The sequence below is a fragment of the Streptomyces sp. NPDC025721 genome, from assembly GCF_055558595.1.
Window position 1 is genome coordinate 12,104 of the sequence record NZ_JBVHMF010000047.1, and the last position, 25,960, is coordinate 38,063.

General features: G+C 72.7%; 19 protein-coding genes. 12 read left to right on the top strand and 7 right to left on the bottom strand.

The window, feature by feature from the left end:
• Positions 1-106: 106 nt before the first annotated feature.
• Complete coding sequence (locus ACZ4EF_RS36050) at positions 107-280, top strand: hypothetical protein (protein ID WP_188282026.1); 174 nt, start codon at positions 107-109, stop codon at positions 278-280.
• A 225-nt stretch (positions 281-505) separates the two neighbouring features.
• Here ACZ4EF_RS36050 and ACZ4EF_RS36055 read toward each other — a convergent pair whose 3' ends face one another.
• Both ACZ4EF_RS36055 and ACZ4EF_RS36060 read right to left on the bottom strand, forming a co-directional pair.
• Complete coding sequence (locus ACZ4EF_RS36055) at positions 506-1,324, bottom strand: inositol monophosphatase family protein (RefSeq protein WP_355338470.1); 819 nt, start codon at positions 1,322-1,324, stop codon at positions 506-508.
• A gap of 96 nt (positions 1,325-1,420) precedes the next feature.
• Positions 1,421-2,554: a ferrochelatase gene (locus tag ACZ4EF_RS36060; RefSeq protein WP_402711724.1), complete on the bottom strand. Its 1,134-nt coding sequence runs from the start codon at positions 2,552-2,554 to the stop codon at positions 1,421-1,423.
• 230 nt (positions 2,555-2,784) lie between these two features.
• On the opposite strand from ACZ4EF_RS36060, the gene ACZ4EF_RS36065 reads away from it, so the two are divergent.
• The 3 genes from ACZ4EF_RS36065 (at position 2,785) to sepH (ending at position 6,807) form a co-directional block, all read left to right on the top strand.
• On the top strand, positions 2,785-4,047 hold the full coding sequence (locus tag ACZ4EF_RS36065; RefSeq protein WP_391048896.1) for an MFS transporter: 1,263 nt from the start codon (positions 2,785-2,787) through the stop codon (positions 4,045-4,047).
• Positions 3,986-5,326 carry a D-arabinono-1,4-lactone oxidase gene (locus ACZ4EF_RS36070; RefSeq protein WP_355338479.1) on the top strand — a complete coding sequence of 447 codons (1,341 nt, stop codon included), beginning with the start codon at positions 3,986-3,988 and terminating at the stop codon, positions 5,324-5,326. Before ACZ4EF_RS36065 ends, ACZ4EF_RS36070 begins: the two co-directional genes overlap by 62 nt.
• A 374-nt stretch (positions 5,327-5,700) precedes the next feature.
• Positions 5,701-6,807 carry a septation protein SepH gene (gene sepH, locus ACZ4EF_RS36075; RefSeq protein WP_467508408.1) on the top strand — a complete coding sequence of 369 codons (1,107 nt, stop codon included), beginning with the start codon at positions 5,701-5,703 and terminating at the stop codon, positions 6,805-6,807.
• Between the two features lie 161 nt (positions 6,808-6,968).
• Here sepH and ACZ4EF_RS36080 read toward each other — a convergent pair whose 3' ends face one another.
• A complete protein-coding gene (locus ACZ4EF_RS36080; protein ID WP_467508410.1) occupies positions 6,969-7,802 on the bottom strand; it encodes a sulfurtransferase in 834 nt (277 codons plus the stop codon).
• Between the two features lie 227 nt (positions 7,803-8,029).
• Between ACZ4EF_RS36080 and ACZ4EF_RS36085 the strand changes: the two genes are divergently transcribed.
• From ACZ4EF_RS36085 to ACZ4EF_RS36095, 3 genes are all read left to right on the top strand, one after another.
• Positions 8,030-8,797 carry a VOC family protein gene (locus tag ACZ4EF_RS36085; protein ID WP_467508412.1) on the top strand — a complete coding sequence of 256 codons (768 nt, stop codon included), beginning with the start codon at positions 8,030-8,032 and terminating at the stop codon, positions 8,795-8,797.
• A 529-nt stretch (positions 8,798-9,326) separates the two neighbouring features.
• Positions 9,327-12,572: an AfsR/SARP family transcriptional regulator gene (locus tag ACZ4EF_RS36090; protein WP_467508414.1), complete on the top strand. Its 3,246-nt coding sequence runs from the start codon at positions 9,327-9,329 to the stop codon at positions 12,570-12,572.
• A 90-nt stretch (positions 12,573-12,662) separates the two neighbouring features.
• The gene (locus ACZ4EF_RS36095) at positions 12,663-15,134 is read left to right on the top strand and encodes an ATP-binding protein (RefSeq protein WP_467508416.1); all 2,472 of its coding nucleotides are present in this window, start codon (positions 12,663-12,665) and stop codon (positions 15,132-15,134) included.
• On the opposite strand, the gene ACZ4EF_RS36100 is transcribed toward ACZ4EF_RS36095, so the two are convergent.
• Together ACZ4EF_RS36100 and ACZ4EF_RS36105 are read right to left on the bottom strand one after the other, a co-directional pair.
• Positions 15,017-15,625 (bottom strand): hypothetical protein, encoded by a 609-nt coding sequence (locus ACZ4EF_RS36100; protein WP_467508418.1) that lies wholly within the window; start codon positions 15,623-15,625, stop codon positions 15,017-15,019. The genes ACZ4EF_RS36095 and ACZ4EF_RS36100 overlap by 118 nt on opposite strands.
• Entirely contained in the window at positions 15,622-16,863 is a 1,242-nt protein-coding gene (locus ACZ4EF_RS36105; protein ID WP_467508420.1) for a hypothetical protein, read from the bottom strand. The genes ACZ4EF_RS36100 and ACZ4EF_RS36105 overlap by 4 nt, the downstream gene beginning before the upstream one ends.
• 374 nt (positions 16,864-17,237) lie before the next feature.
• Between ACZ4EF_RS36105 and ACZ4EF_RS36110 the strand changes: the two genes are divergently transcribed.
• From ACZ4EF_RS36110 to ACZ4EF_RS36125, 4 genes are all read left to right on the top strand, one after another.
• Positions 17,238-19,784 (top strand): DUF4118 domain-containing protein, encoded by a 2,547-nt coding sequence (locus tag ACZ4EF_RS36110; RefSeq protein ID WP_402711717.1) that lies wholly within the window; start codon positions 17,238-17,240, stop codon positions 19,782-19,784.
• Positions 19,785-19,840: 56 nt separating this feature from the next.
• A complete protein-coding gene (locus tag ACZ4EF_RS36115) occupies positions 19,841-20,524 on the top strand; it encodes a response regulator (protein ID WP_188282663.1) in 684 nt (227 codons plus the stop codon).
• Positions 20,525-20,642: 118 nt separating this feature from the next.
• On the top strand, positions 20,643-21,041 hold the full coding sequence (locus ACZ4EF_RS36120; RefSeq protein WP_188282613.1) for an OB-fold nucleic acid binding domain-containing protein: 399 nt from the start codon (positions 20,643-20,645) through the stop codon (positions 21,039-21,041).
• Positions 21,042-21,155: 114 nt separating this feature from the next.
• Positions 21,156-21,917, top strand: a complete 762-nt coding sequence (locus tag ACZ4EF_RS36125; RefSeq protein ID WP_467508423.1) for a DUF3159 domain-containing protein — start codon at positions 21,156-21,158, stop codon at positions 21,915-21,917.
• Positions 21,918-22,195: 278 nt separating this feature from the next.
• Here the strand turns inward: ACZ4EF_RS36125 and ACZ4EF_RS36130 are convergent, their stop codons facing one another.
• A complete protein-coding gene (locus ACZ4EF_RS36130) occupies positions 22,196-22,879 on the bottom strand; it encodes a potassium channel family protein (protein ID WP_391119985.1) in 684 nt (227 codons plus the stop codon).
• Positions 22,879-23,544 (bottom strand): potassium channel family protein, encoded by a 666-nt coding sequence (locus tag ACZ4EF_RS36135; protein WP_355338509.1) that lies wholly within the window; start codon positions 23,542-23,544, stop codon positions 22,879-22,881. Before ACZ4EF_RS36135 ends, ACZ4EF_RS36130 begins: the two co-directional genes overlap by 1 nt.
• 245 nt (positions 23,545-23,789) lie before the next feature.
• On the opposite strand from ACZ4EF_RS36135, the gene ACZ4EF_RS36140 reads away from it, so the two are divergent.
• Entirely contained in the window at positions 23,790-25,853 is a 2,064-nt protein-coding gene (locus ACZ4EF_RS36140) for an APC family permease (RefSeq protein ID WP_355338512.1), read from the top strand.
• Positions 25,854-25,960 lie beyond the last annotated feature (107 nt).

Genomic DNA, 25,960 nt, shown 5'->3' on the forward strand with positions numbered 1-25,960 from the left:
GGCAAGACGACTGCACACCCACCCACCACGCCTCGCCACGCGTTTCCCTCGCGTGGTACCTGGCTTGACACACCCCGTGTCAACGACGACGACGAGGGGGCGCCTAATGGACGCGTTCACCACCGGAATCCTCCAGCGCATACACAGCACGGAGACCGATTTGCGCCGGGCCCGGGAGACAGGCGACGACTTCCTCGCCGACGTCGAGCAGGCGGAACTGGAAGACCTCCGCCGACTCGCGTCGGAGAACGGCGTGGACGTACGGCCGAAGGTCGCCTGATCCACACCGGCTGACCCCGAGCCGCACGCCCCGGACACCTCACAGGTGCCGGGGCGTTCGCATGTCTACGCGCGAATATCAGCCGCTCATCGGATGGTCGGCGTGACACGCGCTGGGAGCGCTGCGAGCCCCGCGGGGTCCTACGAGCGCGGCGAACGCCACGGTCCGCCCTGCCGCCCCCGCCGCCCCCGCCGCCCCCGCCGCCCCCGCCGCCGTGCCGACGCTCTAGTCGTGCCAGGCGCCCAAGCCGTCCAGCAGCTCCTGGAGCGGTTCGAAGAGGCCGCCGGGGGCCGCGACCGTCAGCTCGCCCGAGGCGGCCTCTCCCGGCCGTCCACCGGTCAGCGCGCCCGCCTCGCGGGCGAAGAGCGCCCCGGCCGCGAAGTCCCAGGGGTTCAGGCCGCGCTCGAAGTACGCGTCCAGCCGCCCGCAGCCCACGTCCGCGAGGTCGATCGCGGCCGAGCCGCCGCGCCGGATGTCCCGGACCCGCGGCAGCAGGGCGCTCACCACCGTCGCCTGCGCCGCCCGGCGCTCGGACAGGTAGCCGAAGCCGGTGCCGACCAGCGCGTGCGAGAAGGCCGGGGCCGGACGGCAGCGGGCCCGCTCGCCATTGACGAACGCGCCGCCGCCGCGTACCGCCTGGTACGTCTCGCCGCGCATCGGGGCGGCCACCACACCGGCCACCGCCTCGCCGTCCACCTCCGCGGCGATACTCACCGCCCAGGACGGCAGGCCGTAGAGGTAGTTCACCGTGCCGTCGAGCGGGTCGATCACCCAGCGCACCCCGCTGGTGCCCTCGCTGCTCGCGCCCTCCTCGCCGAGGACGCCGTCGTCGGGGCGCAGACCGCTGATGTAGGACGTGATCAGCTTCTCGGCCGCGATGTCCATCTCGGTGACGACGTCGATCGGGCTGGACTTGGTGGCGGCCACGCCCAGGTCGGCGGGGCGGCCGTCGCGCAGCAGCTCACCGGCCCTGCGCGCGGCTTCCAGGGCGATCTCCAGCAGCGCGGCGGGCTCGGTCGACGACGCGTCGGGGGTGGGGCTCAACGGGGGGCTCCTTAGTCGGTTCCGGTCACAGCCGGTCTCCGGGCGGGGTCGGTACCTGTCGGTCGTGTCCCGCCGCCCGGCTCCGGTCGGTACCGGTCAGTCGGTTCCGGCGGCGGCGGGCAGCGGGGTCCTGGCCGGGCAGCAGCCCGCGGGACAGATGTCGTGGCTGGGGCCGAGCGCGCCCAGCGCGCAGCGCGCCGGGGCCGCTCCCCGCTCGGTCGCGGCCCGCTCCAGCACCAGGTCGCGCACCGCGGCGGCGAAGCGCGGGTCGGCGCCGACGGTCGCGGCGCGGCTGACCGGCAACCCCAGCTCCGCGGCCTTCGCGACGGCCTCGGTGTCCAGGTCGTACTTCACCTCCATGTGGTCGGAGACGAAGCCGATCGGCACCATGACGACCGCGGGCGCGCCCTGCGCGTGCGCCTGCTCGAGGTGGTCGCAGATGTCCGGCTCCAGCCACGGGATCTGCGGGGAGCCGCTGCGCGACTGGTAGACGAGCTGCCACGGCCGGTCGACGCCGGTCGCGGCGCGTACCGCGTCGGCGATCACCCGGGCGGTGTCCAGGTGCTGCGCGACGTACGCGCCGCCGTCGCCGTGGCCCTCGACGGGTCCCGAGGTGTCGGCGGCCGAGGTGGGGATCGAGTGCGTGGTGAAGGCCAGCCGGGCGCCGTCGCGTACGTCCGCGGGCAGCGCGTCCAGCGCGGCCAGCGTCGCGTCGGTCATCGGCTCGACGAAGCCGGGGTGGTTGAAGTAGTGCCGCAGCTTGTCCACCCGCGGCACCGGGAGGCCCTCCCGGGCCAGCACGGCCAGCGAGGCGGCCAGATTCTCGCGGTACTGCCGGCAGCCGGAGTACGAGGCGTAGGCGCTGGTGGCCAGCACCAGGACCCGGCGGTGGCCCGCCCGCGCGATCTCCCGCAGGGCGTCGGTCAGATACGGCGCCCAGTTGCGGTTGCCCCAGTAGACCGGCAGGTCGAGGCCGTGCCCGGCGAAGTCCTTGCGGAGCGCGTCGAGCAGTTCGCGGTTCTGCGCGTTGATCGGGCTGACGCCGTCGAAGAGGAAGTAGTGCCGCCCGACCTCCTTCAGCCGCTCTTTGGGGATGCCCCGGCCGTGGGTGACGTTCTCCAGGAAGGGCACGACGTCGTCGGGTCCCTCGGGGCCGCCGAAGGAGAGCAGCAGCAGGGCGTCGTACGGCCCGGCGTCGTGGGGGTCGCGCTGAGGCGGCTGATCGGACATGTCATCGATCCTGCCACCCCGCGACGATCTCGCCGCGCTCCGCCTCCCCGGGCGGGTGCGCCCGGTCACGCGGTGGCTCGCGGTGGCCGCCGCGGGCGCCCTCCGCGCGGTGGAATCCGCGCGGTGGAATCCGGGGCGCCGCGCGGCACAATTCGGTTGCGCGGACTCGTAAGCTGTACGCGCCAGCTACGTTCCTTACCGAGAATTCGGCGACGCCGCCGGGAGCGCCCTTGTCCAGCCCCTATCGCGCGATCTTCACCGCTCCCGGCACCAAGGCGTTCTCCGCCGCCGGGCTGATCGGGCGGATGCCACTGTCCATGCTGGGCATCGGCATCGTGACGATGATCTCCCAGGTCACCGGGAGGTACGGGCTCGCGGGCGCGCTCGCCGCCGCGCTGGCCCTGTCGGGGGCGGCGATCGGACCGCAGATCTCCCGGCTGGTCGACCGGTACGGACAGCGGCGGGTGCTGCGTCCCGCGAGCGCCGTGACGGTGCTGTCGGTGGCGGCCCTGCTGATCGCGGTGCGGGCCGGTTCGCCGGACTGGGTGTACTTCGTGTGCGCGGTCGGCGCGGGCTGCACGCCGAGCATGGGCGCCATGGTGCGCGCCCGCTGGTCGCGGATCCACCGCGGCTCTCCCGAACTCCTGCACACCGCCTACTCCTTCGAGTCGGTGGTGGACGAGATCGTCTTCATCCTCGGGCCGATCCTGTCGATCGGGCTGTGCACGGCCTGGTTCGCGGAGGCGGGCCCGCTGCTGGCCGCGGTCTTCCTGGGCACCGGCGTACTGCTGCTGACCGCGCAGCACGCCACCGAGCCGCCGCCGCATCCGCGCGACCGCCTCTCGGACCGGTCGGTGCTGCGCGAGCCGGGGCTGCTGGTGGTCACCGGCGTCTTCGTCGGCACCGGGGCGCTGTTCGGCGCGGTCGACGTGGCCACCGTGGCCTTCGCGGACGAGCGCGGGCACAAGGCGCTGGCCAGTCTGGTGCTGGCGACATATGCCCTGGGATCGTGTCTGGCCGGGCTGGTCTTCGGGCTGATGACCCCGCGCGGGACGCCCACCGGGAGGTTCCTGCTGGGCATCGCGTTGATGACTGTGAGTATGATCCCGCCACTACTGGTCGGAAACTTGCCGTTTCTGGCCGTGGCGCTGTTCTTCTCGGGCCTGACCATCGCTCCGACGATGGTGACCGCGATGGGCCTGATCGAAGGGTTGGTACCGCGGACGAAACTGACCGAGGGCATCACGTGGACCTCCACGGGGATGGCGGTCGGGGTCGCCGCAGGGGCCTCGGTGGCGGGTCGGGTGATCGACTCGCACGGGGCGTCGGCGGCTTTCGCGGTGCCCGCCGCCTCGGCGGTCCTCGCCGTGGCGGTGGCGTTTCTCGGGTATCGCCGGCTCAAGCCGGCGCCGGAGCGGGAGGGGCCGCGCGATGAGCACGACGGGCAGTACGGCACGCACGACAAGCAGGGCCGAACAGAAGGCGTGGCGTAACTGGGCGGGGAACGTCTCCGCCCGGCCGGCGCGGGCCGTGGCGCCCGCCTCCGTGGGCGAACTGGCGGCCGTGCTGCGGCGGGCCGCCGAGGACGGCCTGCCGGTGAAGGCGGTCGGCTCCGGGCACTCCTTCACCGCCGCGGCGGCCACCGACGGGGTGCTGATCCGCCCCGAGGGGCTGACCGCGATCCGCGCCATCGACCGCGCGGCGGGCACCGTCACCGTCGAGTCGGGCGTCCAGCTCAAGCAGTTGAACGCGGCGCTGGCCGCCGAGGGCCTGTCGCTCACGAACATGGGCGACATCATGGAGCAGACGGTGGCGGGCGCCACCAGCACCGGCACGCACGGCACCGGCCGTGACTCCGGTTCGATCGCCGCCCAGATCACCGCGCTCGAACTGGTCACCGCCGACGGCTCGGTGCTGACCTGTTCGGCCGAGGAGAACCCCGACGTCTTCGCCGCCGCCCGGATCGGGCTCGGCGCGCTCGGCGTGGTCAGCGCCGTCACCTTCGCCGTCGAGCCGGTCTTCCTGCTGACCGCGCGCGAGGAGCCGATGGCGTTCGACCGGGTGATGGCGGAGTTCGAGCAGCACGCCACGGAGAACGAGCACTTCGAGTTCTACTGGTTCCCGCACACCGACAGTTGCAACACCAAGCGGAACAACCGCAGCCAGGGCCCGGCCGCGCCCGTCCCCGCCGTACGCGGCTGGATCGACGACGAGCTGCTGTCCAACGGCGTCTTCCAGGCCGCCTGCGTGGTCGGCAGGGCCGCGCCCGCCGTCATCCCCGGCATCGCCAAGCTCTCCAGCCGCGCCCTGTCGGCCCGTTCGTACACCGACATCCCGTACAAGGTCTTCACCAGCCCGCGCCGGGTGCGCTTCGTGGAGATGGAGTACGCGGTGCCGCGCGAGGCGGCGGTCGACGCGATCCGCGAGCTGAAGGCGATGGTCGAGCGGTCCGATTTGCGGATCAGTTTCCCGGTGGAGGTACGGGTCGCGCCCGCGGACGACATCGCGCTGTCGACGGCGTCCGGCCGGGACAGCGCGTACATCGCGGTGCACATGTACCGGGGCAGCCGCTACCAGGAGTACTTCACCGCGGTCGAGAGGATCATGACCGCGCGCGGCGGGCGCCCGCACTGGGGCAAGATGCACACCCGCGACGCGGAATACCTCGCCTCGGCCTATCCGCGCTTCGGCGAATTCACGGCGCTGCGGGACCGGTTGGACCCGGACCGGCGGTTCACGAACGACTACCTCCGGCGGGTGCTGGGCTCGTAGTCGCTTCATGCGGGAAAGTCCGCATTTGCACTCGGCGCGCAACCCTTTCGTGTGAGCCGTGCCACTCAACTCCCGCGCTCCTGGCCCAGATTCGACGGCGCGGCAGCCCACCCCGCTGGCCCAAATGGAGTACCGTGGCGAATCCTGGCTCCCGGTTGCCCGTCCGGGTGGTCGGTAGCTGGTCCGGAACGGCGGGAGGGGAGCCCGACGGCACTCGTCCCGGGGTGCCGCGATCGGTCACGCTGAGTGGCCAATCGACCACCGTCCCATAACGGCGTGTCACCGTGTCACCCCGACACGCCGGGTAACTCTGCAAGGTTGTGGCACGCTGCACCCGGGCAGGCCACACTCGTCCAACGGGAGCAGCGACGCACGTGACGTCGGCAGGCACCACCCGGGAGGTAACCGTGCCCGAACTGCGGGTTGTGGCCGTCAGCAATGACGGCACACGACTGGTGCTCAAGGCTGCCGACAGCACGGAATACACACTCCCCATCGACGAACGGCTGCGCGCCGCCGTCCGCAACGACCGGGCCCGTCTCGGACAGATCGAGATCGAGGTCGAGAGCCATCTGCGGCCCCGCGACATCCAGGCACGTATACGTGCGGGTGCGTCGGCGGAAGAGGTCGCGTCGATGGCCGGCATCCCGGTCGAGCGCGTACGGCGCTTCGAGGGTCCCGTCCTGGCCGAGCGCGCCTTCATGGCCGAGCGGGCCAGGAAGACGCCCGTACGCCGCCAGGGCGAGAGCACCGGCCCCCAGCTCGGCGAGGCCGTCGCCGAGCGGCTGTTGCTGCGCGGCGCGGAGAAGGACACCGTCCTGTGGGACTCCTGGCGCCGCGACGACGGCACGTGGGAAGTCCTCCTGGTCTACCGGGTGGCCGGTGAACCGCACTCCGCGAGCTGGACCTACGACCCGCCGCGCCGCCTGGTCGCGGCCGTCGACGACGAGGCCAGGGCGCTGATCGGTGAGAACGCCGCGCAGCAGGAGAGCACGAAGGAACCGAGCTTCCCCTTCGTGCCCAGGATCGCCCGCCTGCCGCGTGACCGGCCTCTCGACCGCGCCCTCGACCGGCAGTTGGAACGGCCCGACCGGCCGGACCGCGCCGACCGCGAGGCCCGCGCCGAGGACCGGCCGGAGCCGGAGGAGCGCGACTCGCTGACCAGCCTGCTCGAAGCGGTGCCCAACTTCCGCGGCGACATGGTCGTGCCCGCGCCTCCGCCGGGCCCGCCGGGTCCTCCGGACGTCGTGCCCGCCGTGGAGCCGGAGGAGGAGACCGAGGAAGAGCCGGCTCCGGCCGCCAGCGCCGGGTCCGCCTATGCCGACGTCCTGATGCCGCGCGCCGTCGCCGGTCACCGCGACCGTCTGGTCGGCACCACCGACCGCCAGGCCGAGGCCGACGGGGTCCGCCCCGGACGCCGGGCCACGGTGCCGAGTTGGGACGAGATCGTGTTCGGGAGCAGGCGCAAGAAGCAGGAGTAGCGCGGGTGGCGCGCGGCTTGGACAGACCGGGAGCCGACGGCCGTCAGGGGCAGCCACCTTGGTGGCTGCCCCTGACGCGTTGTGCGGCGGCTCGCGCGTTACCGGGTCGCGTGCGGCCGGTACGGGGCCCTGCCCGGGCCTGGTAGGGGGTGTCGCTGGGGTCAGCCCGGCTGGGGGCCGGTGGCGACCGGGTTGGCCGGGTCGGCGGACCACTCGCTCCAGGAGCCGACGTAGAGCGCGGCCGTGATTCCGGCCGCGGCGAGGGCGAGGACTTCGTGGGCGCCGGAGACCCCCGAGCCGCAGTAGACGCCCACTTCGGTGTCCGGCCCTGCGCCCAACCCGGTGAAGCGGTCGGTGAGTTCGGCGGCGGGCAGCAACCGGCCGTCGGCGCCGGTGTTCTGCGTGGTGGGTGCGTTGACGGCGCCGGGGATGTGGCCGCCGACGCGGTCGATCGGCTCCGAGTCGCCGCGGTAGCGCTCGGGCGCGCGGGCGTCGAGGAGCACCCCGCGGCGGGCGAGGTCGGCCGCCGCGGCCGCGTCGAGCAGCGGCAGGGCGCCGGTCGCGGGCACGAAGTCCCCCGCGCCCCCCGCGGGTTCGTCCCGGCTCAGCGGGTGTCCGGCCGCGGTCCAGGCCGCGAGACCGCCGTCGAGGACGCGCACGCGGGTGTGCCCGGCCCAGCGCAGCAGCCACCAGGCGCGGGCCGCGCCCCAGCCCTGCCAGTTGTCGTACACGACGACGTCCCGGTCGCCGCTCACCCCGGCCCGGCGCATGGCGGCGCCGAACTCCTCGGGGTCGGGCAGCGGGTGCCGTCCGCGGGCCCCGGCGGGCCCGGCCAGTTCGGCGTCCAGGTCGACGTACCGCGCGCCGGGTACGTGGCCTTCGAGGTAGGCGGGGTGGCCGGGAGGGCCGCCGAGCTGCCAGCGCACATCGAGCACGGTGACGCCGTCCCGCTCTGCGGCGGAAGCGAGTTCGGTCACGGAGATGAGGGGTTCCATACGCACATTGTGGTCGACCGGTCGTAGCCGCCGTACGGCGGGACACCGTACGGCAACGGCCGCGAAACGGAAGCGACATGACATTTCGGTTGCCGCGCGGCACCAGGGGGATGAATGCGGCGCGGTCACGGCGCGCGCCGCTCCGGGTGGTGCGACGATCGGCTGTGCCACACCATTCCCGACCGGCGGGGCACGCCGTGCCGGCTGCCCGCCAGGAGACCGTAGCCATGACCGAGGTACCGAACCGTCGCTCACCTGGCACCCCTTGCTGGGTCAGCCTCATGGCGCACCGGGCCGACCTTGCGCGGAGTTTCTACGGCGCGCTGTTCGGCTGGGAGTTCGTACCGGGACCGCCCCAACTGGGCACGTACGCCCTCGCCGAGCTGGACGGCCGCCGCATCGCGGGTATCGGCGAGGGGGCGCCCGAGCCGCACCGGCCGGTCGCCTGGACCACGATGCTCGCCTCCGACGACGTCGACGAGACCGCGGAACTGGTCCGCGAATGCGGGGGCACCGTCGGCATCGGCCCTCTCCAGGTCAACGACGAAGGGCGGCTCGCCCTCGCCGTCGACCCCTCGGGCGCCGTCTTCGGTGTCTGGCAGGGCGGACTCCTCGGCGGCGCCGAGGCCACCGGCGAGCCCGGCACCCTCGCCTGGAGCGAGTTGGTGACGCGGGACGCGTCGCTCGTGGGCAAGTTCTACGAGGCCGTCTTCGGTCTCGAGGCCGAAGACGCCGCTTCCGACTCCGACGACGTCCTGCTCCGCGTCGGCGGCCACCCTGTCGCCGCGATCCACGGTGTCGGCTCCCGCGTCCCGCGCGACCGAGGGGCCCACTGGACGACCCACTTCGCCGTGGCGGACGTCGATGACGCCGCCGCCCGCGTCACGGCCCTCGGCGGCCACGTCATCCACCCCGCCCACCCGTCCCCCCACGGCCGCACCGCCACCCTCACCGACCCCGAAGGCGCCCCCTTCACCCTCCAGAGCCCGCCGTAGCCCCCGTCCCCCTCGCAACGCGCCGCGGCCCGCCCCTGCACCTGCCGGGGCGGGCCGCGCTGTGTGCGCCGTGAGGGCGCGTCGACCGTCAGAACATGGCCGACGAACCGCCTATGACGGACGGGATACAAATGGAGGCGAAGGCCGCGAAGGCGACCACACCGCACACAACGCCGACGACCTTGGCGGCAAGTGACTGCTTCATGTCTCTTTGTTCCTCGTTCTGTTGAAGAAATGAGGGTGCTGAGGTACAGCGGGAGAGACTGCCCGAACGATCATCAACCGCGCAAGCTAGGGCCAATGCGCTGATCTTAGACATATGTCATTGGCACCTGCTTCAGGCATATGCAAAACTGCACGCGATGCGTGAACCCGTCGCGGCCCGGCCGCACTTAGCAGAAGGCGCCGTCGCGCGAGCGAACCTTCGGGGATTTCCCGCGTGCGTGAGCGCGGAGGTGGTATGGCCCCGTGACGCACCGTCGTGTCATGCTCACTCTTCAGAGCGTGCCCATCGGCCGGAGGGGCAACGATGGAGGTTCATCTTCTTGGCGCGGTCGAGTTATCGGCGCGAGGCTCGGTCGTACGGCTCGGTTCGGACAGAGAACGCTGTCTGCTCGCGTCGCTCGCTCTCGACGTCGGCCGCCCGGTCAGTCAGGACGTCCTCGTCGGGCGGCTGTGGGACGACGAACCGCCCAAGACGGCCCGCGCCAACCTCCACACGTACATCTCGCGGCTGCGGCACGCCCTGCGCACGGTCGGCGCGGCGACGGCCCAGCGCTCCAAGCCGCCCGCGGTGATCACCCTGCGGGCGCACACGTACACGCTGGAAGCGGAGTCGGAGAGCGTCGACTGGCACCGGTTCGTGCGGCTGTCGCGGGAGGCGGCGGTCGCCGCGCGAGCGGGGGAGGACACGCGGGCGCTGGACGGCCTGGACGCGGCCGAGGGGCTGTGGATCGGTGAGGCGCTGGCGGGACTGCCGGGAATCTGGCCGCAGTCGGCGCGGGACATGATGGCCGAGCGGCGGCTCGCCACGGTGCACACCCGGCTGGCGCTGCGCTTACGGCTCGGGCACTTCGCCGATGTCGTCTCCGAGGCATCGGAGCTGACGGGCCGTCATCCACTGGACGAGACCCTGGCACGGCAGTTGATGGTCGCCCTCTACGCGGTCGGGCGGCATGCCGAGTCGCTGGCCGTCTACCAGCGGGCCCGCACCCTCTTCCGCGCCCAGCTCGGCAGCGAGCCGGGCGAGCCCCTGGCACGGGTGCACGGACAGATCCTGCGCCGGGCCGCGCTCCCCGACCTCATCCCCGGCCTGCGCCCGCCCGCGCCGCGGCCCTCGGCGCCGCCGACGGCCGAGCCCGTCGAGGTGACCGCACCGCCGGTACGGGCCGCGCCGCGCCATCTGCCCAGCCGAAGGCAGGAGTTGGTCGGCCGGGAACAGGAGATCAGCCGTCTCTTACGGGCCGGGCACCGGTCGGGCGGCTCGGGCTGGGTCATCGCCATCGAGGCCATCTCCGGCATGGCGGGCGTCGGCAAGAGCACCCTCGCCCTGCACGCGGCCCACCGGCTCGGCGACAGCTTCCCCGACGGCTCGGTCTTCGTGGACCTTCGCGGACACTCCGTCGCCCAGTCGCCGTTGACCACCGAGGAGGCGCTGGCCGCACTGCTGCGGGGCTTCGAGGTACCGCCGCAGGAGATCCGCCCCGACCTCCAGGCGCGCACCGCGCAGTGGCAGACGCTCGTGGCGGGAAAGCGCGCGGTCATCGTGCTGGACGACGCCGCCGGCACACGGCAGGTGCTCCCGCTGCTGCCCGACGGCTCACCCTCGCTCGTGCTGATCACCAGCAGGCACCGGCTGGTCGAACTGCCCGCCGCCCACCCGCTGTTCGTGGACGTGCTGCCGCTCGACGACGCCGTCGGTCTCTTCCAGCGGCTGGTCGGGCCGGAGCGCGCCACGGACACCGACCGGATCGCCGACATCGTGACCCGCTGCGGTCTGCTCCCGCTGGCCGTCGAGATCACGGCCAGCAGATTCAAGGCCAGACCCTCCTGGGACCTGGACCATCTGATGGAGCGGCTGTCCCGCAGCCCCGGCAGACTCCAGGAACTGCGCGACGGATACCGCGAAGTGGCCGTCGCCTTCGAGATGTCGTACCACGCGCTCACCCCCGAGCAGCGCTCCGCCTTCCGCAGGCTCAGCCTGCACCCCGGGCCCGACTTCGGCCTGTACGCCGCCGCCGCGGTCATCGGCGAACCGCTGGACCGCACCGAACGCCTCATCGAGGACCTGCTCGAGTACTGCCTGCTCCAGGAGCCCCGGACGGAGCGGTACCGCTTCCACGACCTGCTCGGCGAATTCGCCGCCACGCTGGCGGGGCTGGAGGAGCCGGCGGAGGAACGTGACGCGGCCCTGAGGCGGTTGGGCGGCTACGCGCTACGGGCCGCCGACCGCGCCGACCGGCTGCTGCACCCGCACCGCAACCGGCTGGGACAACTCGCACCGCAGGGACGGGTGAGCGTCCCCCGTATGGCGGACGCCGCCGCGGCCCGCACCTGGCTCGGCGCCGAACTCGAAGGCGCGCTGACGGTCGAACGCGGCCTCCGCCAGCAGGGACACGTCCGGCAGGCGGCTCAACTGGCCCACGCGTTGGGCGAACTGGCGGACTCCGAGGGCTACTGGCGGGAAGGCGTGACCATGCACGAGGCCGCCGCCGCGCACTGGCGGGCCGCCGACCAGCCGCGGGCGGAGGCCCGCGCGCTGCTCGACCTGGCCACCGCCCACGCCCGCGTGAGCCGCTACCCGCAGTCGGCCGAGGCCGTCGAGCGCGCCCTCGCCCTGGCCCGCGGCTGCGAGGACGACGTCGTGACGGCGGAGGCGCTCGGGCAACTCGGCGTCCTGCAATGGCATGTCGGTGAATACGACGCGGGCCTGGTGCTGCACCAGGAGTGCCTGGAGCTGCGGCGCCGCTCCGGTGACATCCGCGGCTGCGGCAGGAGTCTGAACAACGTCGGCATCGTGCACCTCTCCATGGGCGACTATCGCGGCGCTCTGGAGAACTTCACCGCCGCGCTGGCGGCGGTGCGCGAGGCCGGTGACGTCGAACTCCAGGCGACCTTCGTGAACAACCTGGCCGAATTCCACCTCAGGACCGGGGACACGGACTCGGCCCGTGCCTGCTTCAAGGAGGCCCTGGCGATCGGGGCGGTCGTGCTCAGCGAGACCGACCGGGCGGTGATCAGGACCAATCTGGCCGTCGCACTGGGGGAGTTGGGCGACCCGGAAGCGGCCCTGGAACTGGGCAGGACGGCCCTCACCACCTTCCGCCGCACCGGGGGCGTACGGCACGAGGCGCACGCCCTCAATGTGCTCGGCAAGGTGCTGCTGGGCGCGGGCCTGTGGCAGGAGGCGAAGGCCCACCACGAGGACGCGCTGCGTCTGGCCCGCGGGATCGGCGCCAGTCACGAAGAGGCGGCGGCCCTGCGCGGCACCGGAACCGTGGAGCGCGCCCTCGGTGAATTCCCCGAGGCGCGGATGCATTTGGAGGCCGCGGCGGCCCTCGCCCGGCGCATTCAGGCACCCGAGGAGGAGGCGCTGGCCACCGACGTACTGGCCCGGCTGCTGTGGGACGAGGGACGGGCGGAGGAGGCTCGCGCGTTGTGGCGGCACGCCCTGGCCCTTTTCGAACCGCTGAATCCGCTGGAGGCGGACCGGATCAGGCGCTCCCTGGCCCGCGACGACCAGGACGGCTCCGGCTGGTGGCCGAAGGAGGCGTAGGCGCACGGAGTACCGAGCACGGGCATCGGACGGCGGGACAGCAGGGCCGCGTTTGCGCGCGGCCCGACGGCAGAGCGGGGGAGAGCGGCTGTGGAGGCGATCGGTCGCGGGGACGTCGAGGCCGCGCTGCGGCGGGCGGACGCGGCGGGGCGGACGACGGCGGAGGAACTGCTGCGGGAGGCCGTCGACCTGCTCGCGGCGGAGAGCGCCACCGCGCTCGACGGGACGTCCCCGGCCGACCCCGCCGATCCGGCGCGGACGCTGAGCGCCGCCGCGGCCGTCAGCGACACGCTCCGCCGACGCCTGGCGCGGTGGATCGCGTCGACGGCCGCCGACAGCACCGGCACCGCCGGCCCCCGGCACCCCGGTCCCCCAGCGGTCGACGCGCCGCACGCCCCGCCCGCCGACCGCCTGGTCAACACCGTCACCGGCGGCGACCACCGGGGAGGCGTCGTCCAGGGACACACCATCGGCGACGTCCACTGGCACGCCGCTCCGGCGCCCGTGGCGTTGCCGACTCCGCGGCAGTTGATCCCCGCCCCTCGCCGTCTGTCCGGCAGGACACGGGAGTTGGCGGATCTCGACGCCATGCTGCGCGGCGAATTCCGCGCGGGTCCCCTGGTCGCCGTCGTCAACGGGCCTGCGGGAGTGGGCAAGACGGCCCTGGCCGCGTACTGGCTGCGCAGCGTCGCCGCGGACTTCCCCGACGGGCAGATCTACGTCGACCTGCGGGGGCACGCCCCAGAGGGCCCGGCGGCGCCTCCCGAGGCACTGGGCATGTTCCTGCGCGCCTTCGGGATGACGGCGATCCCCGGCGACCCGGCCGAACTCGCCTCCCTGTGGCGGTCCGTCACCGCGAGCCGCCGCCTGCTCCTCATGCTCGACAACGCCATCTCCGCCGCCCAGGTCAGGCCGCTGCTGCCGGGCTCCGAGCAGAGCGTCGTGGTCGTGACCAGCAGGCGGAGGCTGACCGGTCTCGGGCTGGAGGGCGCGGTCTTCCACCCGGTCGGGGTGCTGGACGCCGAGGCGTCCGCGGACATCCTCGCCCAGCGGGTGGGCGTCCTGCGGACCGAGGCGGAGCCCGCGGCCGTGCGCCGGGTGATCGACTCCTGCGGCGGCCTGGCCCTGGCCGTCTGCGTCGCCGCCGCACGGATGGCGGCCCGCCCCGGCCAGCCGCTGGCGGCGACGGCTGAAGCCCTCGACCGCGGGGAGCAGAGCCTCGCGGAACTGCGGATCGGAGAAGAAGCCGCCGTGCAGAGCGCCCTCGACGCGTCCTACCGCCTGCTGCCGGAGGACGCCGCCGCGTTGTACCGGCTGCTGGGCGTACTGCCCTTCGCCGACGTGGGCCTGCCGCTGGCCGCCGCCGCGACCGGCCGCGACGAGGCCGTCGCCGACCGGCTGCTGGAAACGCTGGCCGAGGCCAGCCTGTTGGAGGAGGCGGCGGGCGGACGGCACCGCTTCCACGACCTGGTCCGCCTGCACGCCCGCGGCCTCGCGGAGGCGCGCGACCCGGAGCCGGTCCGTACGGCCGCCGTACGCCGGGCGCTGGAGTGGTACCTGGCGACGGCGACGGCCGCGGAGGAGCTGATCAGCCCGTCCCACCGCACCTTGGACCGCGACTACCCGGCGCTGTCCCCCGACCGGGCCCACACCTTCACCGAGGAGAAGCGGGCGCTCGCCTGGCTGGCGGCCGAGCAGCACCACCTCATGACGGCGGTGCGGCTGTCCGCCGCGCGCGGCTGGGACGGCCTGTGCTGGCAACTGGTGGACGCCCTGTGGCCGCTGTGGCTGCGGCTCAGGCCCTACGCGCTGTGGGTCGAGGCGCACCGCCTCGGCCTGGAGGCGGCCCGCCGCGCCGGGCACACGCCGGGCGAACTGCGGATGCTGACCTCCGGTGCCACCGGTCTGTGCGACTCCGGCGCCACGGACGAGGCGATCGTGTGGTTCGGCCAGGCGCTCGACCTGGCGCGGTCGGCGGGGGACCGGCTCGGCGAGGCCCAGGCACTCCACGGCCTCGGCCAGTCCCACCACTACGCCCGGCGGCTCGACGAAGCGGCGGACTGGTTCGGCCGGGCCCTGCGGCTGCGCGAGGAGATCGGCTACGTCCGCGGCGCCGCGCTCTCCCGGATGTCCCTCGGCGACACCGCCCGGCTGGCCGGCCGTCCGGAAGCCGCCGTCGCGGCGCTGCGCCAGGCGCGGGCCGACCTGCTGGCACTGCCCGACGCGTACGAGGCGAACCGGGCGCTGGCGCTGCTCGGCCGCGCGCTCGGGGAGGCGGGCAGGACCGGTGAGGCCGAGACCTGTCTGCGGCAGGCAGCCGCGGAATTCGAGGCACGCGGTTCGGTCCACTGGGAGGCGTACAGCCTGGACATGCTCGGTGTGGTGCTCCAGCGGGCAGACCGCCCGGACGACGCGAGGCGTGCGTACGAGCGGTCGGTCGCGCTCTACGAGAGCGTCGGGGCCTCCGACACGGACCGGGTCACGGCCCGGATCGCGGAGCTGGACGCCGGACCGGGTACGGCACCCGAGCCGGATCCGCCCGTCGGCTCCGGCACGAGGTGAACGGCCCACCGGCCGGCCCCGCCGGGACCTCGTGAGGCCGCCGCGACCAGCAGTGGACGGTTCAGCGGCAGCCGGGCAGCGGCGCACGCGTGCAGGAGCGACCCGACGGCGGCCGTGGCGGCGCCCCCGCCGACTGTCCCGCACCCGCCCGGGGGCCCGGACGCGTACACCGTCAGCGGGGGAGCGCCGGTGACGGCGGCGAGCCACGCGGAGCCCCCGCCGCCGTATCCCGCGCAGACCGCCAGGACGCCGGGATGACGGCGGAACACCCGCCGCGTCCAGGCGAGCGCGACGGCCCGGGAGGGCAGCGGCAGACCGTGCCACAGCACGTCGGCGCTGTCCCGCCAGGGCACGCAACGGGCGTCGTCCCAGCGGACGCTCAGGTGCTCGTCGGCGAAGGCGCCCCCGAACGGCGCCCCGTCACCGCCCACCAGCAGTTCCACCCGGACCTCGCGGCACCCCGGCACGGCGTGCCCGGAATCCCGGCTCACGGTGACCCGCCGCCCTCGGCCGATGCCACGGGCGGCGGCAGCGGGTCGGGGAGATCCAGTTCCCGCGTCTCCGGCTCGTGGGCGGGCTCGCCCAGCTCCAGCAGCCGGTACATCAACTGCCGCATCCGGCCGTTGAAGCGGCCCGGCTCCGAGGAGATCCGCGCGGCGATCCTGCGGTACGCGCGCCGGTCGTAGTGGTCGCGCGCGTAACGGAGCTGCCGCGACAGCGAATGCGTCAGGGAGATCGCCGGCGCGAGGGCCGCCAGCGCCGCTCCCGGCGAGTGCGGATTGACGTCCTGACCGGGAAAGCGGGCCATCACGATCGGGACGTCGCACATCGCCGCGTACAGCGTCAGCGAGCCGTGGTCGCCGATCACCGCGTCCGCCGCGACCAGCAGCGGACGCCAGTCGACATCGGGCGCGATCGGCTGAACGGCCTGCCGGCCGTCGCCCGCCAGCCACGCGCGCACCTGCCATCCGCCGTGGCCCGCCCAGGCGTTGGGGTGCAGCAGCAGATACGTACGGAAGCCGTCCGCCGGGTCCAGGTCGGCGAGCACCCGCGGCAGCAGTGCCTCCAGCCGGTTGAAGCTCGACCCGAGGCCCCAGGTGGAACAGACCAGCACCAGCTTCTCCCCGTCCCGCAGGCCCAGCGCCCTGCGGTACTCGTCCCGGCGCCCCAGGCTGCGCGCGATCCGGTCGTACGAGGCGTCCCCGACCACCTCGGCGATGGGCAGCGCCTCGGGGCAGGACCGCGACAGCAGCGCCAGGTCGTCTCGGTGGGCGAGGGCGTACGCGGCCGGGACCACGCGGTCGCCGATCATCAGGAAGTCCCTGGCCAGACCGCTGACGCCGCGCCGAGCCGCGCCGGACGGCCCGGACAGCTTCATGTGACCCGCGCCGTGCGGGATCCGCAGCAGGGGGCCGCGCAACTGTTCAAGGCCTTGGGAGCCCGCGGCCAGCACCAGGTCGTACTCCTCGGTCACCGCCTCGGACCAGGGCAGCACCTGGGCGTCCAGCGCCGTCAGGAAGGCGCCGACACCCGGGTTGAAGGCGTGCGGGGCGATGGTGAAGCGTACGTGGATCCGCAGATCGGAGCGGAGCAGTTCGAACACGTCCTTGAGCCGCTGCCCGTACACCACGGTGTGCACCACGACCAGGACTCGCTTGCAGTCGGACAGTGTGGACCACCGTCCGGGATCGCGTATGGCCGGGCCGGTAAGCCCGTCTACCGCTGACATGGGTGAAACCCCCCGAAGTGAGTCTTCTCTCCTGCGACCGGTGCCCGGCCGCAGGAAGCGGCTTGCCCGGGGCGTCTGGCGGAAGGCTTGCCAAACCCTTGCCGAAACCTTGCCCGGCAGGCCGGGGGACGGGCGGTCTTGGGACCCGGGGGGAGCGAACGGGCCGCGACGGCGCGAAGTCCGCGCCCGGCGCAGCGTTCTCCGGGTCACGCTCGCGGCAACGGCCCGGTCCCGCTCGGGGCGTCAAGACGCCGTCAAGGTCGCCCCGGCGGTGGCCGCGCGCCCGGAATATCCCGTTGCGCGGTTCTAGAGTCGGAGGGTGCGCCTGCCGGGCCGTCCGGGCGAAGGGGGCGGCGGAGCGGGACGATGGAGACATGGCACGCGGGAAGCTGCGCATTTATCTGGGGGCGGCACCTGGTGTGGGGAAGACCTACGCCATGTTGTCGGAGGCGCATCGGCGTGCGGAGCGCGGTACGGACGTGGTGGTCGGGTACGTGGAGCACCACAGGAGGCCGCGGACCGAGGTGATGCTGGCGGGCCTGGAGGAGATCCGGCGCAAGGAGATCGACTACCGGGGGACCGTGTTCACGGAGATGGACGTGGACGCGGTGCTGGAGCGGGCGCCCGAGGTGGTGCTGGTCGACGAGCTGGCGCACACCAATGTGCCGGGGTCGCGGAACGCGAAGCGGTGGCAGGACGTCGAGGAGCTGCTGAAGGCCGGGATCCACGTCGTCTCGAACGTCAACATCCAGCACCTGGAGTCACTCGGTGACGTGGTGGAGTCCATCACCGGGGTGAAGCAGCGCGAGACGGTGCCGGACGAGGTGGTGCGCAGGGCCGACCAGATAGAGCTGGTCGACATGTCGCCCCAGGCGCTGCGCCGCCGGATGGCGCACGGCAACATCTACGCCCCCGACCGGGTCGACGCGGCGCTGTCCAACTACTTCCGCCCCGGCAATCTGACCGCGCTGCGCGAGCTGGCGCTGCTGTGGACCGCGGACCGGGTCGACGAATATCTCCAGCAGTACCGGGCCGACCACCGGATATCGGCCGCGTGGCAGGCCAGGGAGCGGATCGTGGTCGGCCTGACCGGCGGCCCCGAGGGCCGCACGCTGCTGCGCCGGGCGGCCAGGATGGCCGCCAAGGGCTCGGGCAGCGAGATCCTGGCCGTGCACATCGTGCGCAGCGACGGCCTGGTGTCCGGCTCGGCCAAGGAACTGGCCGTCCAGCGGGCCCTGGTCGAGGACCTGGGCGGATCCTTCCACCACGTCATCGGCGACGACGTGCCGGACGCGCTGCTGGACTTCGCGCGCGGCGTCGACGCCACCCAGATCGTGCTCGGCACGAGCCGCCGCAAGGCGTGGCAGTACGTGTTCGGGCCGGGCGTCGGCAGCACCGTGGCCCGCGACTCCGGCGACATCGACGTCCACATCGTCACCCACGAGCACGCCGCCAAGGGCCGCGGGCTGCCCTCCGCGCGGGGCGCGAAACTCGGCCGCTCCAGGGTCGTGGCGGGCTGGCTGACCGGCGTCGCGGGCCCCGTACTGCTCGCGGTGCTGCTCACCCGCTGGCACCCCGGCATGAGCCAGGCCACCGAGATGCTGGTCTTCCTGACCATGACGGTCGCCGCGGCCCTGATCGGCGGACTGCTGCCCGCGCTGGCCGCGGCCCTGGTCGGCTCGCTGCTGCTCAACTACTACTTCACGCCGCCGACGCACTCCTTCACCATCGCCCAGCCAGAGAACATCATCGCCATCGCGATCTTCATCGTCGTCGGCGCCGCCGTCGCCTCCGTGGTGGACCTGGCCGCCCGCCGCACCCAGCAGGCCGCGCGGCTGCGCGCGGAGGCCGAGATCCTGTCGTACCTGGCGGGCAGCGTCCTGCGCGGCGAGAGCTCGCTCGAAGCGCTGCTGGAACGGGTCAGGGAGACCTTCGGCATGGACGCCGTGGTGCTGCTGGAACGGGACGACGAGCACGCGGCCTGGCACTGCGCCGCGAGCGTCGGCAGCACCCCCTGCGTACGGCCCGAGGACGCCGACGTGGAGGTGCCCGTCAACGACCGGCTCACCCTCGCGCTCACCGGCCGCGTCCTGCCCGCCTCCGACCGCCGCGTGCTGTCGGCGTTCGCCGCGCAGGCCGCCGTGGTGCTGGACCGCAAGCGGCTGACCGACGAGGCGGCCAAAGCCAGGGAGCTGGCCGAGGGCAACCGGATACGTACGGCCCTGCTGGCCGCCGTCTCGCACGACCTGCGCACCCCGCTCGCCGGGATCAAGGCGTCGGTGTCCTCGCTGCGCTCCGCGGACGTCGCCTGGTCGCCTGAGGACGAGGCGGAACTGCTGGCCGGGATCGAGGACGGCGCCGACCGCCTGGACCACCTGGTGGGCAACCTCCTGGACATGTCACGGCTCCAGACCGGCACCGTCTCCCCGCTGATCCGCGAACTCGACCTGGACGAGGTGGTGCCGATGGCGCTCGGCGGCGTCCCCGAGCAGAGCGTCGCCCTCGACATCCCCGAAACGCTCCCGATGGTCGCCGTCGACCCCGGCCTGCTGGAGCGCAGCGTCGCCAACGTCGTCGAGAACGCCGTCAAGTACAGCCCGGAGGACGAGAAGGTGCTGGTCGCCGCCAGCGCGCTCGGCCACCGCGTCGAACTGCGCGTGGTCGACCGCGGCCCCGGCGTCCCCGAGAGCGCCAGGGACCACATCTTCGAGCCGTTCCAGCGGTACGGGGACGCGCCGCGCGGCAACGGCGTCGGCCTCGGCCTCGCGGTGGCGCGCGGCTTCGTCGAGGCGATGGGCGGGACACTGGTCGCCGAGGACACACCCGGCGGCGGCCTCACGATGGTGCTGACGCTGCCCGCCGCGCACGGGGCCCCCGCAGCGCCCGGCGTTCCCGACCGGCCCGCCACGGCCGTCTCATGACCGAACAGAAGAGCGCACAGAAGATCGAACAGAAGAGCGAACAGAAGAGGACGCACATGTACCGGGTGCTCGTGGTGGACGACGAGCCGCAGATCGTCCGCGCCCTCGTCATCAATCTGCGGGCCCGCGCCTATGAGGTCGACGCCGCGCACGACGGCGCCACCGCGCTGCGGGTCGCCGCCGCCCGCCACCCCGACGTGGTCGTCCTCGACCTCGGGCTGCCCGACATGGACGGCGTCGAGGTGATCCGCGGCCTGCGCGGCTGGACCCGCGTGCCGATCATCGTGCTGTCCGCCCGGCAGGCGTCCGACGAGAAGGTGGAGGCGCTGGACGCGGGCGCCGACGACTATGTCACCAAGCCGTTCGGCATGGACGAGCTGCTGGCCCGGCTGCGCGCCGCGGTCCGCCGCGCCACGCCCACCGGACCCGACGACGACGCCGCCGTCATCGAGACCGAGTCCTTCACCGTCGACCTGGCGGCGAAGAAGGTCAACAGGGACGGCGCGGACGTACGCCTCACCCCGACCGAGTGGCACCTGCTGGAGGTGCTGGTACGCAGCCCCGGCCGGCTGGTCAGCCAGAAGCAGCTCCTCCAGGAGGTCTGGGGGCCCGCCTACGGCACCGAGAGCAACTACCTGCGGGTCTACATGGCGCAGCTGCGCCGCAAGCTGGAGGCCGACCCGGCCCGCCCCCGGCACTTCATCACCGAACCGGGCATGGGGTACCGCTTCGAGCAGTGACCGGGCTTCCGGTGGCGACCCGGTCCGGTGGCGACCCGGTCCGGCAGTGACCCGGCTCTCCCGGAGCCGCCCCTTCGGGGCAATGACCGGGCTCTGACTGGCCGGTACCCTGGGGAATATGAGTGGTGCCATCCGTTCGGACCGACCCGCGGGACGTTTCCGCCGCATGCTCGACCGCCTGTCCTCCTCGCAGGAGGAGCTGCACTCCGAGGAGCTGCAGAAGGACGCCCTGGCCGTCGGCTGCACGAGGATCTGCGACTGCTCCGACCGCCAGATAGTGTCCGTCACCGGTACGCTGCGTACGGTCACCCTCCGTCCCCGGGCCGGTGTGCCCGCGCTGGAGGCGGAACTCTTCGACGGGTCCGCCGCGCTGGACGTGGTCTGGCTCGGCCGCCGCAGTATCAGCGGTATCGAACCCGGCCGTCGGATCATCGCCTCCGGCCGGATCTCCATGAACCGGGGTCGTCCGGTGCTGTTCAACCCCAAGTACGAACTGCGTCCGGTCGGACAGGAGTAACAGGTGGCGTCGATCGACAACACGGATCAGACGGTCCGCGCGGATTCCCGGCCGCCCGGCGGGAGCACGGACGGTACAGGGACCGACGAGGTCACCGGCGAGGCCGCGGGCGGGATCACCGACGAGTCGCGGGCGGTCACCGAGGCCGCGCTCTTCGACGCCTTCGGCGGGCTGCGCGGCATGGTGGAGACCACCGTGCCCGGCCTGGTCTTCGTCGCGATCTACACGGTCAACAAGGACCTCAAGAGCTCGGCCATCGCCGCCCTCGCGCTGTCGGTGCTGATGGGCGTGGCGCGGCTGGCCCGCAAGGACACCCTCAAGCACGCCTTCAGCGGGGTCTTCGGCGTCGCCTTCGGCGCGGTCTTCGCCATGATGTCGGGCAACGCGAAGAACTTCTATCTGCCCGGCATGCTCTACACGCTCGGCCTGGCCGTCGCGTATCTGGTCTCCGCCGCCGCGGGCTTCCCGCTGCTCGGCCTGATCCTCGGGCCGATCTTCAAGGAGAACCTGTCCTGGCGGAAGCGGAATCCCGGACGGCTGCGCGCGTACACCAAGGCGAGCTGGGCCTGGGGCCTGATCCTGCTGGCCAAGTCCGCGATCCTCTTCCCGCTGTACTGGTGGGGCAACGCGACGCAGCTCGGCTGGGTCAAGGTCGCGCTCGGCATCCCGCCGTTCCTGCTGTCGGTGTACCTGACCTGGATCTTCCTGGTGAAGGCGCCGCCGCCGATCGACGTGATCGCGGAGATGGAGGCGGCCGAGGCCGCGGAGAAGGCCGAAAAAGCCGAAAAAGCCGAAAAGGCCGGAACGGCAGAAAACACGGAAAAGGCCGAGCGGACGGGCACGACGGGGAAGTCCGCCAAGCACGCCAGGCCCTGACCCGCGCGTCCGTACGGCATGCGAAAGGGGGCGGGGGGGGGGGGGGGGGGGGGGGGGGGGGGGGGGGGGGGTGGTTGTGGGGGGGGGGGGGGGGGGGGGGGGGGGGGGCTGGGTGGGGCACCGGGGGTTTCTGCTGGGGGGGGAGGGCGAAGGGGGGGAAAGCCCACAAACCACCCCATCCCTGCCCCCATGCGCCGGGAGGGAAGGAGAGGGGGGGTTCCCCCGCCCCCCCCCGGGCCCCGGCCCCGCACCCTTTTTCGCGGGTCGTCAAGGAGCGACTACTCCGTGGCGGCGCCGCCGTCGCCCTGGAGCGACAGCAGATCCTCCAACTGCTCCTCCCGGTGCGGCGCGGCCACGAACAGCAGCTCGTCACCGGCCTCCAACGCGTCGTCCTTGGACGGCGTCAGCACCCGGTTGCCGCGGATGATCGTGACCAGCGAGGTGTCCTGCGGCCACTCCACGTCGCCGACCCTGGTGCCGACCAGCGCGGCCTCCTCCGGCAGCGTCAGCTCCACCAGATTCGCGTCGCCCTGGCTGAAGCGCAGCAGCCGTACGAGATCGCCGACGCTCACGGCCTCCTCGACCAGCGCCGACATCAGCCGCGGGGTGGAGACGGCCACGTCCACGCCCCACGACTCGTTGAACAGCCATTCGTTCTTGGGGTTGTTGACCCGGGCGACCACCCGGGGGACCCCGTACTCGGTCTTCGCCAGCAGCGAGACCACCAGATTGACCTTGTCGTCACCGGTGGCGGCGATGACCACGTTGCAGCGCTGGAGCGCGGCCTCGTCCAGCGAGGTGATCTCGCAGGCGTCGGCCAGCAGCCACTCCGCCTGCGGGACCCGCTCCACGGAGATGGAGGTGGGGTTCTTGTCGACGAGCAGCACCTCGTGCCCGTTCTCCAGCAGCTCGCCGGCGATGGACCGGCCGACGGCCCCCGCCCCGGCAATGGCGACCCTCATCAGCGCGCCTCCTCGGGACCCTTGGCGAATGCCGCCTCGACCTCGGCGACCCCGTCGGTCCGCATCATCACGTGCACCAGGTCGCCCTCCTGGAGGACGGTCTGGGACGTCGGCACCATCGCCTCGCCCAGCCTGGTGAGGAACGCCACACGGACGCCGGTCTCCTCCTGGAGCGTGCTGATCTTGTGCCCGATCCACGCGACCGACGTGTGCACCTCGGCGAGCTGTACGCCGCCGCTCGGGTCGCGCCACAGCGGCTCGGCACCGGACGGCAGCAGCCGCCGCATCATCTGGTCGGACGTCCACCGCACGGTGGCCACGGTGGGGATGCCCAGGCGCTGGTACACCTCGGCACGGCGCGGGTCGTAGATCCGGGCCGCCACGTTCTCGATGCCGAACATCTCGCGGGCCACCCGGGCCGCGATGATGTTGGAGTTGTCGCCGCTGCTGACCGCCGCGAAGGCTCCCGCCTCCTCGATTCCGGCTTCGCGCAGCGTGTCCTGGTCGAACCCGACTCCGGTCACCCGGCGCCCGCCGAACCCGGAGCCCAGGCGGCGGAAGGCCGTCGGGTCCTGGTCGATCACCGCGACCGTATGACCTTGCTGTTCGAGGGAGTGCGCGAGAGTGGAGCCCACTCGCCCGCATCCCATAATCACGACGTGCACGACCGTCCTTCCGGCTGTCAAACGTTTGTGGCCGGGCTCTTGTGGAGCCCCGCGGAGCACTGTTGGTCAGCACAAGCGTCTCAGACCGCGGCCAAAGCTACACACGCGTGCGGCGGGCGAGAAGGTTGCGCCGACCGGACGCACAACTTCCCCACCGAAGCCGTACCCCGCCCGTCACCAAGTCCCCCACAGTCCTTAGGGCAGTGGGGGGAGCGCCCGTATTGACGATCCCTTAACATCGCGGGGTGTCCAAACTGACCGACCTGCCGAAACGGATCCTGATCGGCCGGGCGCTACGCAGCGACAAGCTGGGGGAAACGCTCCTCCCCAAGCGGCTCGCGCTACCCGTCTTCGCCTCCGACCCGTTGTCCTCCGTCGCGTACGCGCCGGGCGAGGTCCTGCTCGTCCTGTCCATCGCGGGGGCCTCGGCCTACCACTTCAGCCCGTGGATCGCCGTCGCGGTCGTCGTGCTGATGTTCACAGTGGTGGCCTCCTACCGGCAGAACGTCCACGCCTACCCCTCCGGCGGCGGCGACTACGAGGTCGCCACCACCAACCTGGGGCCCAAGGCCGGACTCACCGTCGCCAGCGCGCTGCTCGTCGACTACGTCCTGACCGTCGCCGTCTCCGTCGCCTCCGGAATCGAGAACCTCGGTTCCGCCGTCCCCTTCTTCGCCGACCACAAGGTGCTCGGCGCGGTCGGCATGATCTTCCTGCTGATGGTCATGAACCTTCGCGGGGTGCGCGAGTCCGGGAGCATCTTCGCCATCCCGACCTACGCGTTCGTCGTCGGCGTCTTCTGCATGATCGCCTGGGGCACCTTCAAGATCGCCACCGGACACGACATGCAGGCGCCCACCGCGCACTACACCATCCACGCCGAGACCTCGGGCATCGGCGGCTTCGCGCTGATCTTCCTGCTGCTGCGCGCCTTCTCCTCCGGCTGCGCCGCGCTCACCGGCGTCGAGGCGATCAGCAACGGCGTCCCGGCGTTCAAGAAGCCCAAGTCCAAGAACGCCGCGACCACGCTCGCCGCGATGGGCCTGCTGGCCGTCACCATGTTCTGCGGCATCATCGCGCTGGCCATGAACACCAAGGTGCACATGGCCTCCAACCCGGCGACCGACCTGCTGAACAACGGCGTCCCGGTCGGCTCCGGCTATACGCAGGACCCGGTGATCGCGCAGGTCGCCGAGGCGGTCTTCGGCCACAATTCGATCCCGTTCATCTTCCTGGCCGCCGTCACCGCGCTCGTGCTCTTCCTCGCGGCGAACACCGCGTACAACGGCTTCCCGGTCCTCGGCTCGATCCTCGCCCAGGACCGCTACCTGCCGCGCCAGCTCCACACCCGCGGCGACCGGCTCGCCTTCTCCAACGGCATCGTGCTGCTCGCGGGCTTCGCCGCCGTCCTCGTCTACATCTACGGCGCGGACTCCACCCGGCTGATCCAGCTCTACATCGTCGGGGTCTTCGTCTCCTTCACGCTCAGCCAGACCGGCATGGTCCGGCACTGGAACCGGCACCTTCGCACCGAGACCGACCCGGCCAAGCGCCGCCACATGCACCGCTCCCGCGCCATCAACACCTTCGGCGCCTTCCTCACCGGCCTGGTGCTCGTCATCGTGCTGCTGACGAAGTTCACCCACGGCGCCTGGGTCGCGGTGCTCGGCATGATCGCCTTCTACGCGCTGATGACCGCCATCCGCGGCCACTACACGCGGGTCGCGGACGAGATCGCCGCCGAGGACGAGCCGGGCGACGACTACGTGCGCCCGTCGCGCGTGCACTCCATCGTGCTGGTCTCCAAGCTGCACAAGCCCACCCTGCGGGCGTTGTCCTACGCCAAGCTGATGCGCTCCGACACCCTGGAGGCGCTCAGCATCAACGTCGACCCCGACGACACCAAGGCGCTCCAGACCGAATGGCAGCGCCGCGGCATCGACGTACCGCTGAAGGTCCTCGACTCGCCGTACCGCGAGATCACCCGGCCGATCATCGAGTACGTACGGGGCCTGCGCCGCAGCAGTCCGCGCGATGTGGTCAGCATCTACATCCCGGAGTACGTGGTCGGCCACTGGTACGAGCACGTGCTGCACAACCAGAGCGCGCTGCGGCTCAAGGGGCGGCTGCTGTTCACCCCCGGTGTGATGGTCACCTCGGTGCCCTGGCAACTGGAGTCCTCCGAGGTCGCCAAGGCGCGTGCCAGGCGCCGCGCGGACTGGAACGCGCCCGGTGCGATCCGCCGCGGTCCGGTCGGTCCGCCGCGCCGCGACAGGGAGCACACCGGCAACGGCGGACGCCAGAAGTGACGCCCGGCCCGGGGGGGAGAGGGGGGGGGGGGGGGGGGGGGGGGGGGGGGGGGGGGGGGGGGTGGAGGGGGGGGGGGGGGGGGGGGGGGGGGGGGTGTGTCGGGGGG

Excerpts from the sequence above, each read along its gene's own strand:
- ACZ4EF_RS36085 (WP_467508412.1), top strand. The coding sequence starts at position 8,030 with ATGACCGAGGTACCGAACCGTCGCTCACCTGGCACCCCTTGCTGGGTC.
- ACZ4EF_RS36110 (WP_402711717.1), top strand. The coding sequence starts at position 17,238 with ATGGCACGCGGGAAGCTGCGCATTTATCTGGGGGCGGCACCTGGTGTG.
- ACZ4EF_RS36080 (WP_467508410.1), bottom strand. The coding sequence starts at position 7,802 with ATGGAACCCCTCATCTCCGTGACCGAACTCGCTTCCGCCGCAGAGCGG.
- ACZ4EF_RS36090 (WP_467508414.1), top strand. The coding sequence starts at position 9,327 with ATGGAGGTTCATCTTCTTGGCGCGGTCGAGTTATCGGCGCGAGGCTCG.
- ACZ4EF_RS36115 (WP_188282663.1), top strand. The coding sequence starts at position 19,841 with ATGTACCGGGTGCTCGTGGTGGACGACGAGCCGCAGATCGTCCGCGCC.
- ACZ4EF_RS36070 (WP_355338479.1), top strand. The coding sequence starts at position 3,986 with ATGAGCACGACGGGCAGTACGGCACGCACGACAAGCAGGGCCGAACAG.
- ACZ4EF_RS36120 (WP_188282613.1), top strand. The coding sequence starts at position 20,643 with ATGAGTGGTGCCATCCGTTCGGACCGACCCGCGGGACGTTTCCGCCGC.
- ACZ4EF_RS36050 (WP_188282026.1), top strand. The coding sequence starts at position 107 with ATGGACGCGTTCACCACCGGAATCCTCCAGCGCATACACAGCACGGAG.
- ACZ4EF_RS36105 (WP_467508420.1), bottom strand. The coding sequence starts at position 16,863 with ATGTCAGCGGTAGACGGGCTTACCGGCCCGGCCATACGCGATCCCGGA.
- ACZ4EF_RS36060 (WP_402711724.1), bottom strand. The coding sequence starts at position 2,554 with ATGTCCGATCAGCCGCCTCAGCGCGACCCCCACGACGCCGGGCCGTAC.
- ACZ4EF_RS36130 (WP_391119985.1), bottom strand. The coding sequence starts at position 22,879 with ATGAGGGTCGCCATTGCCGGGGCGGGGGCCGTCGGCCGGTCCATCGCC.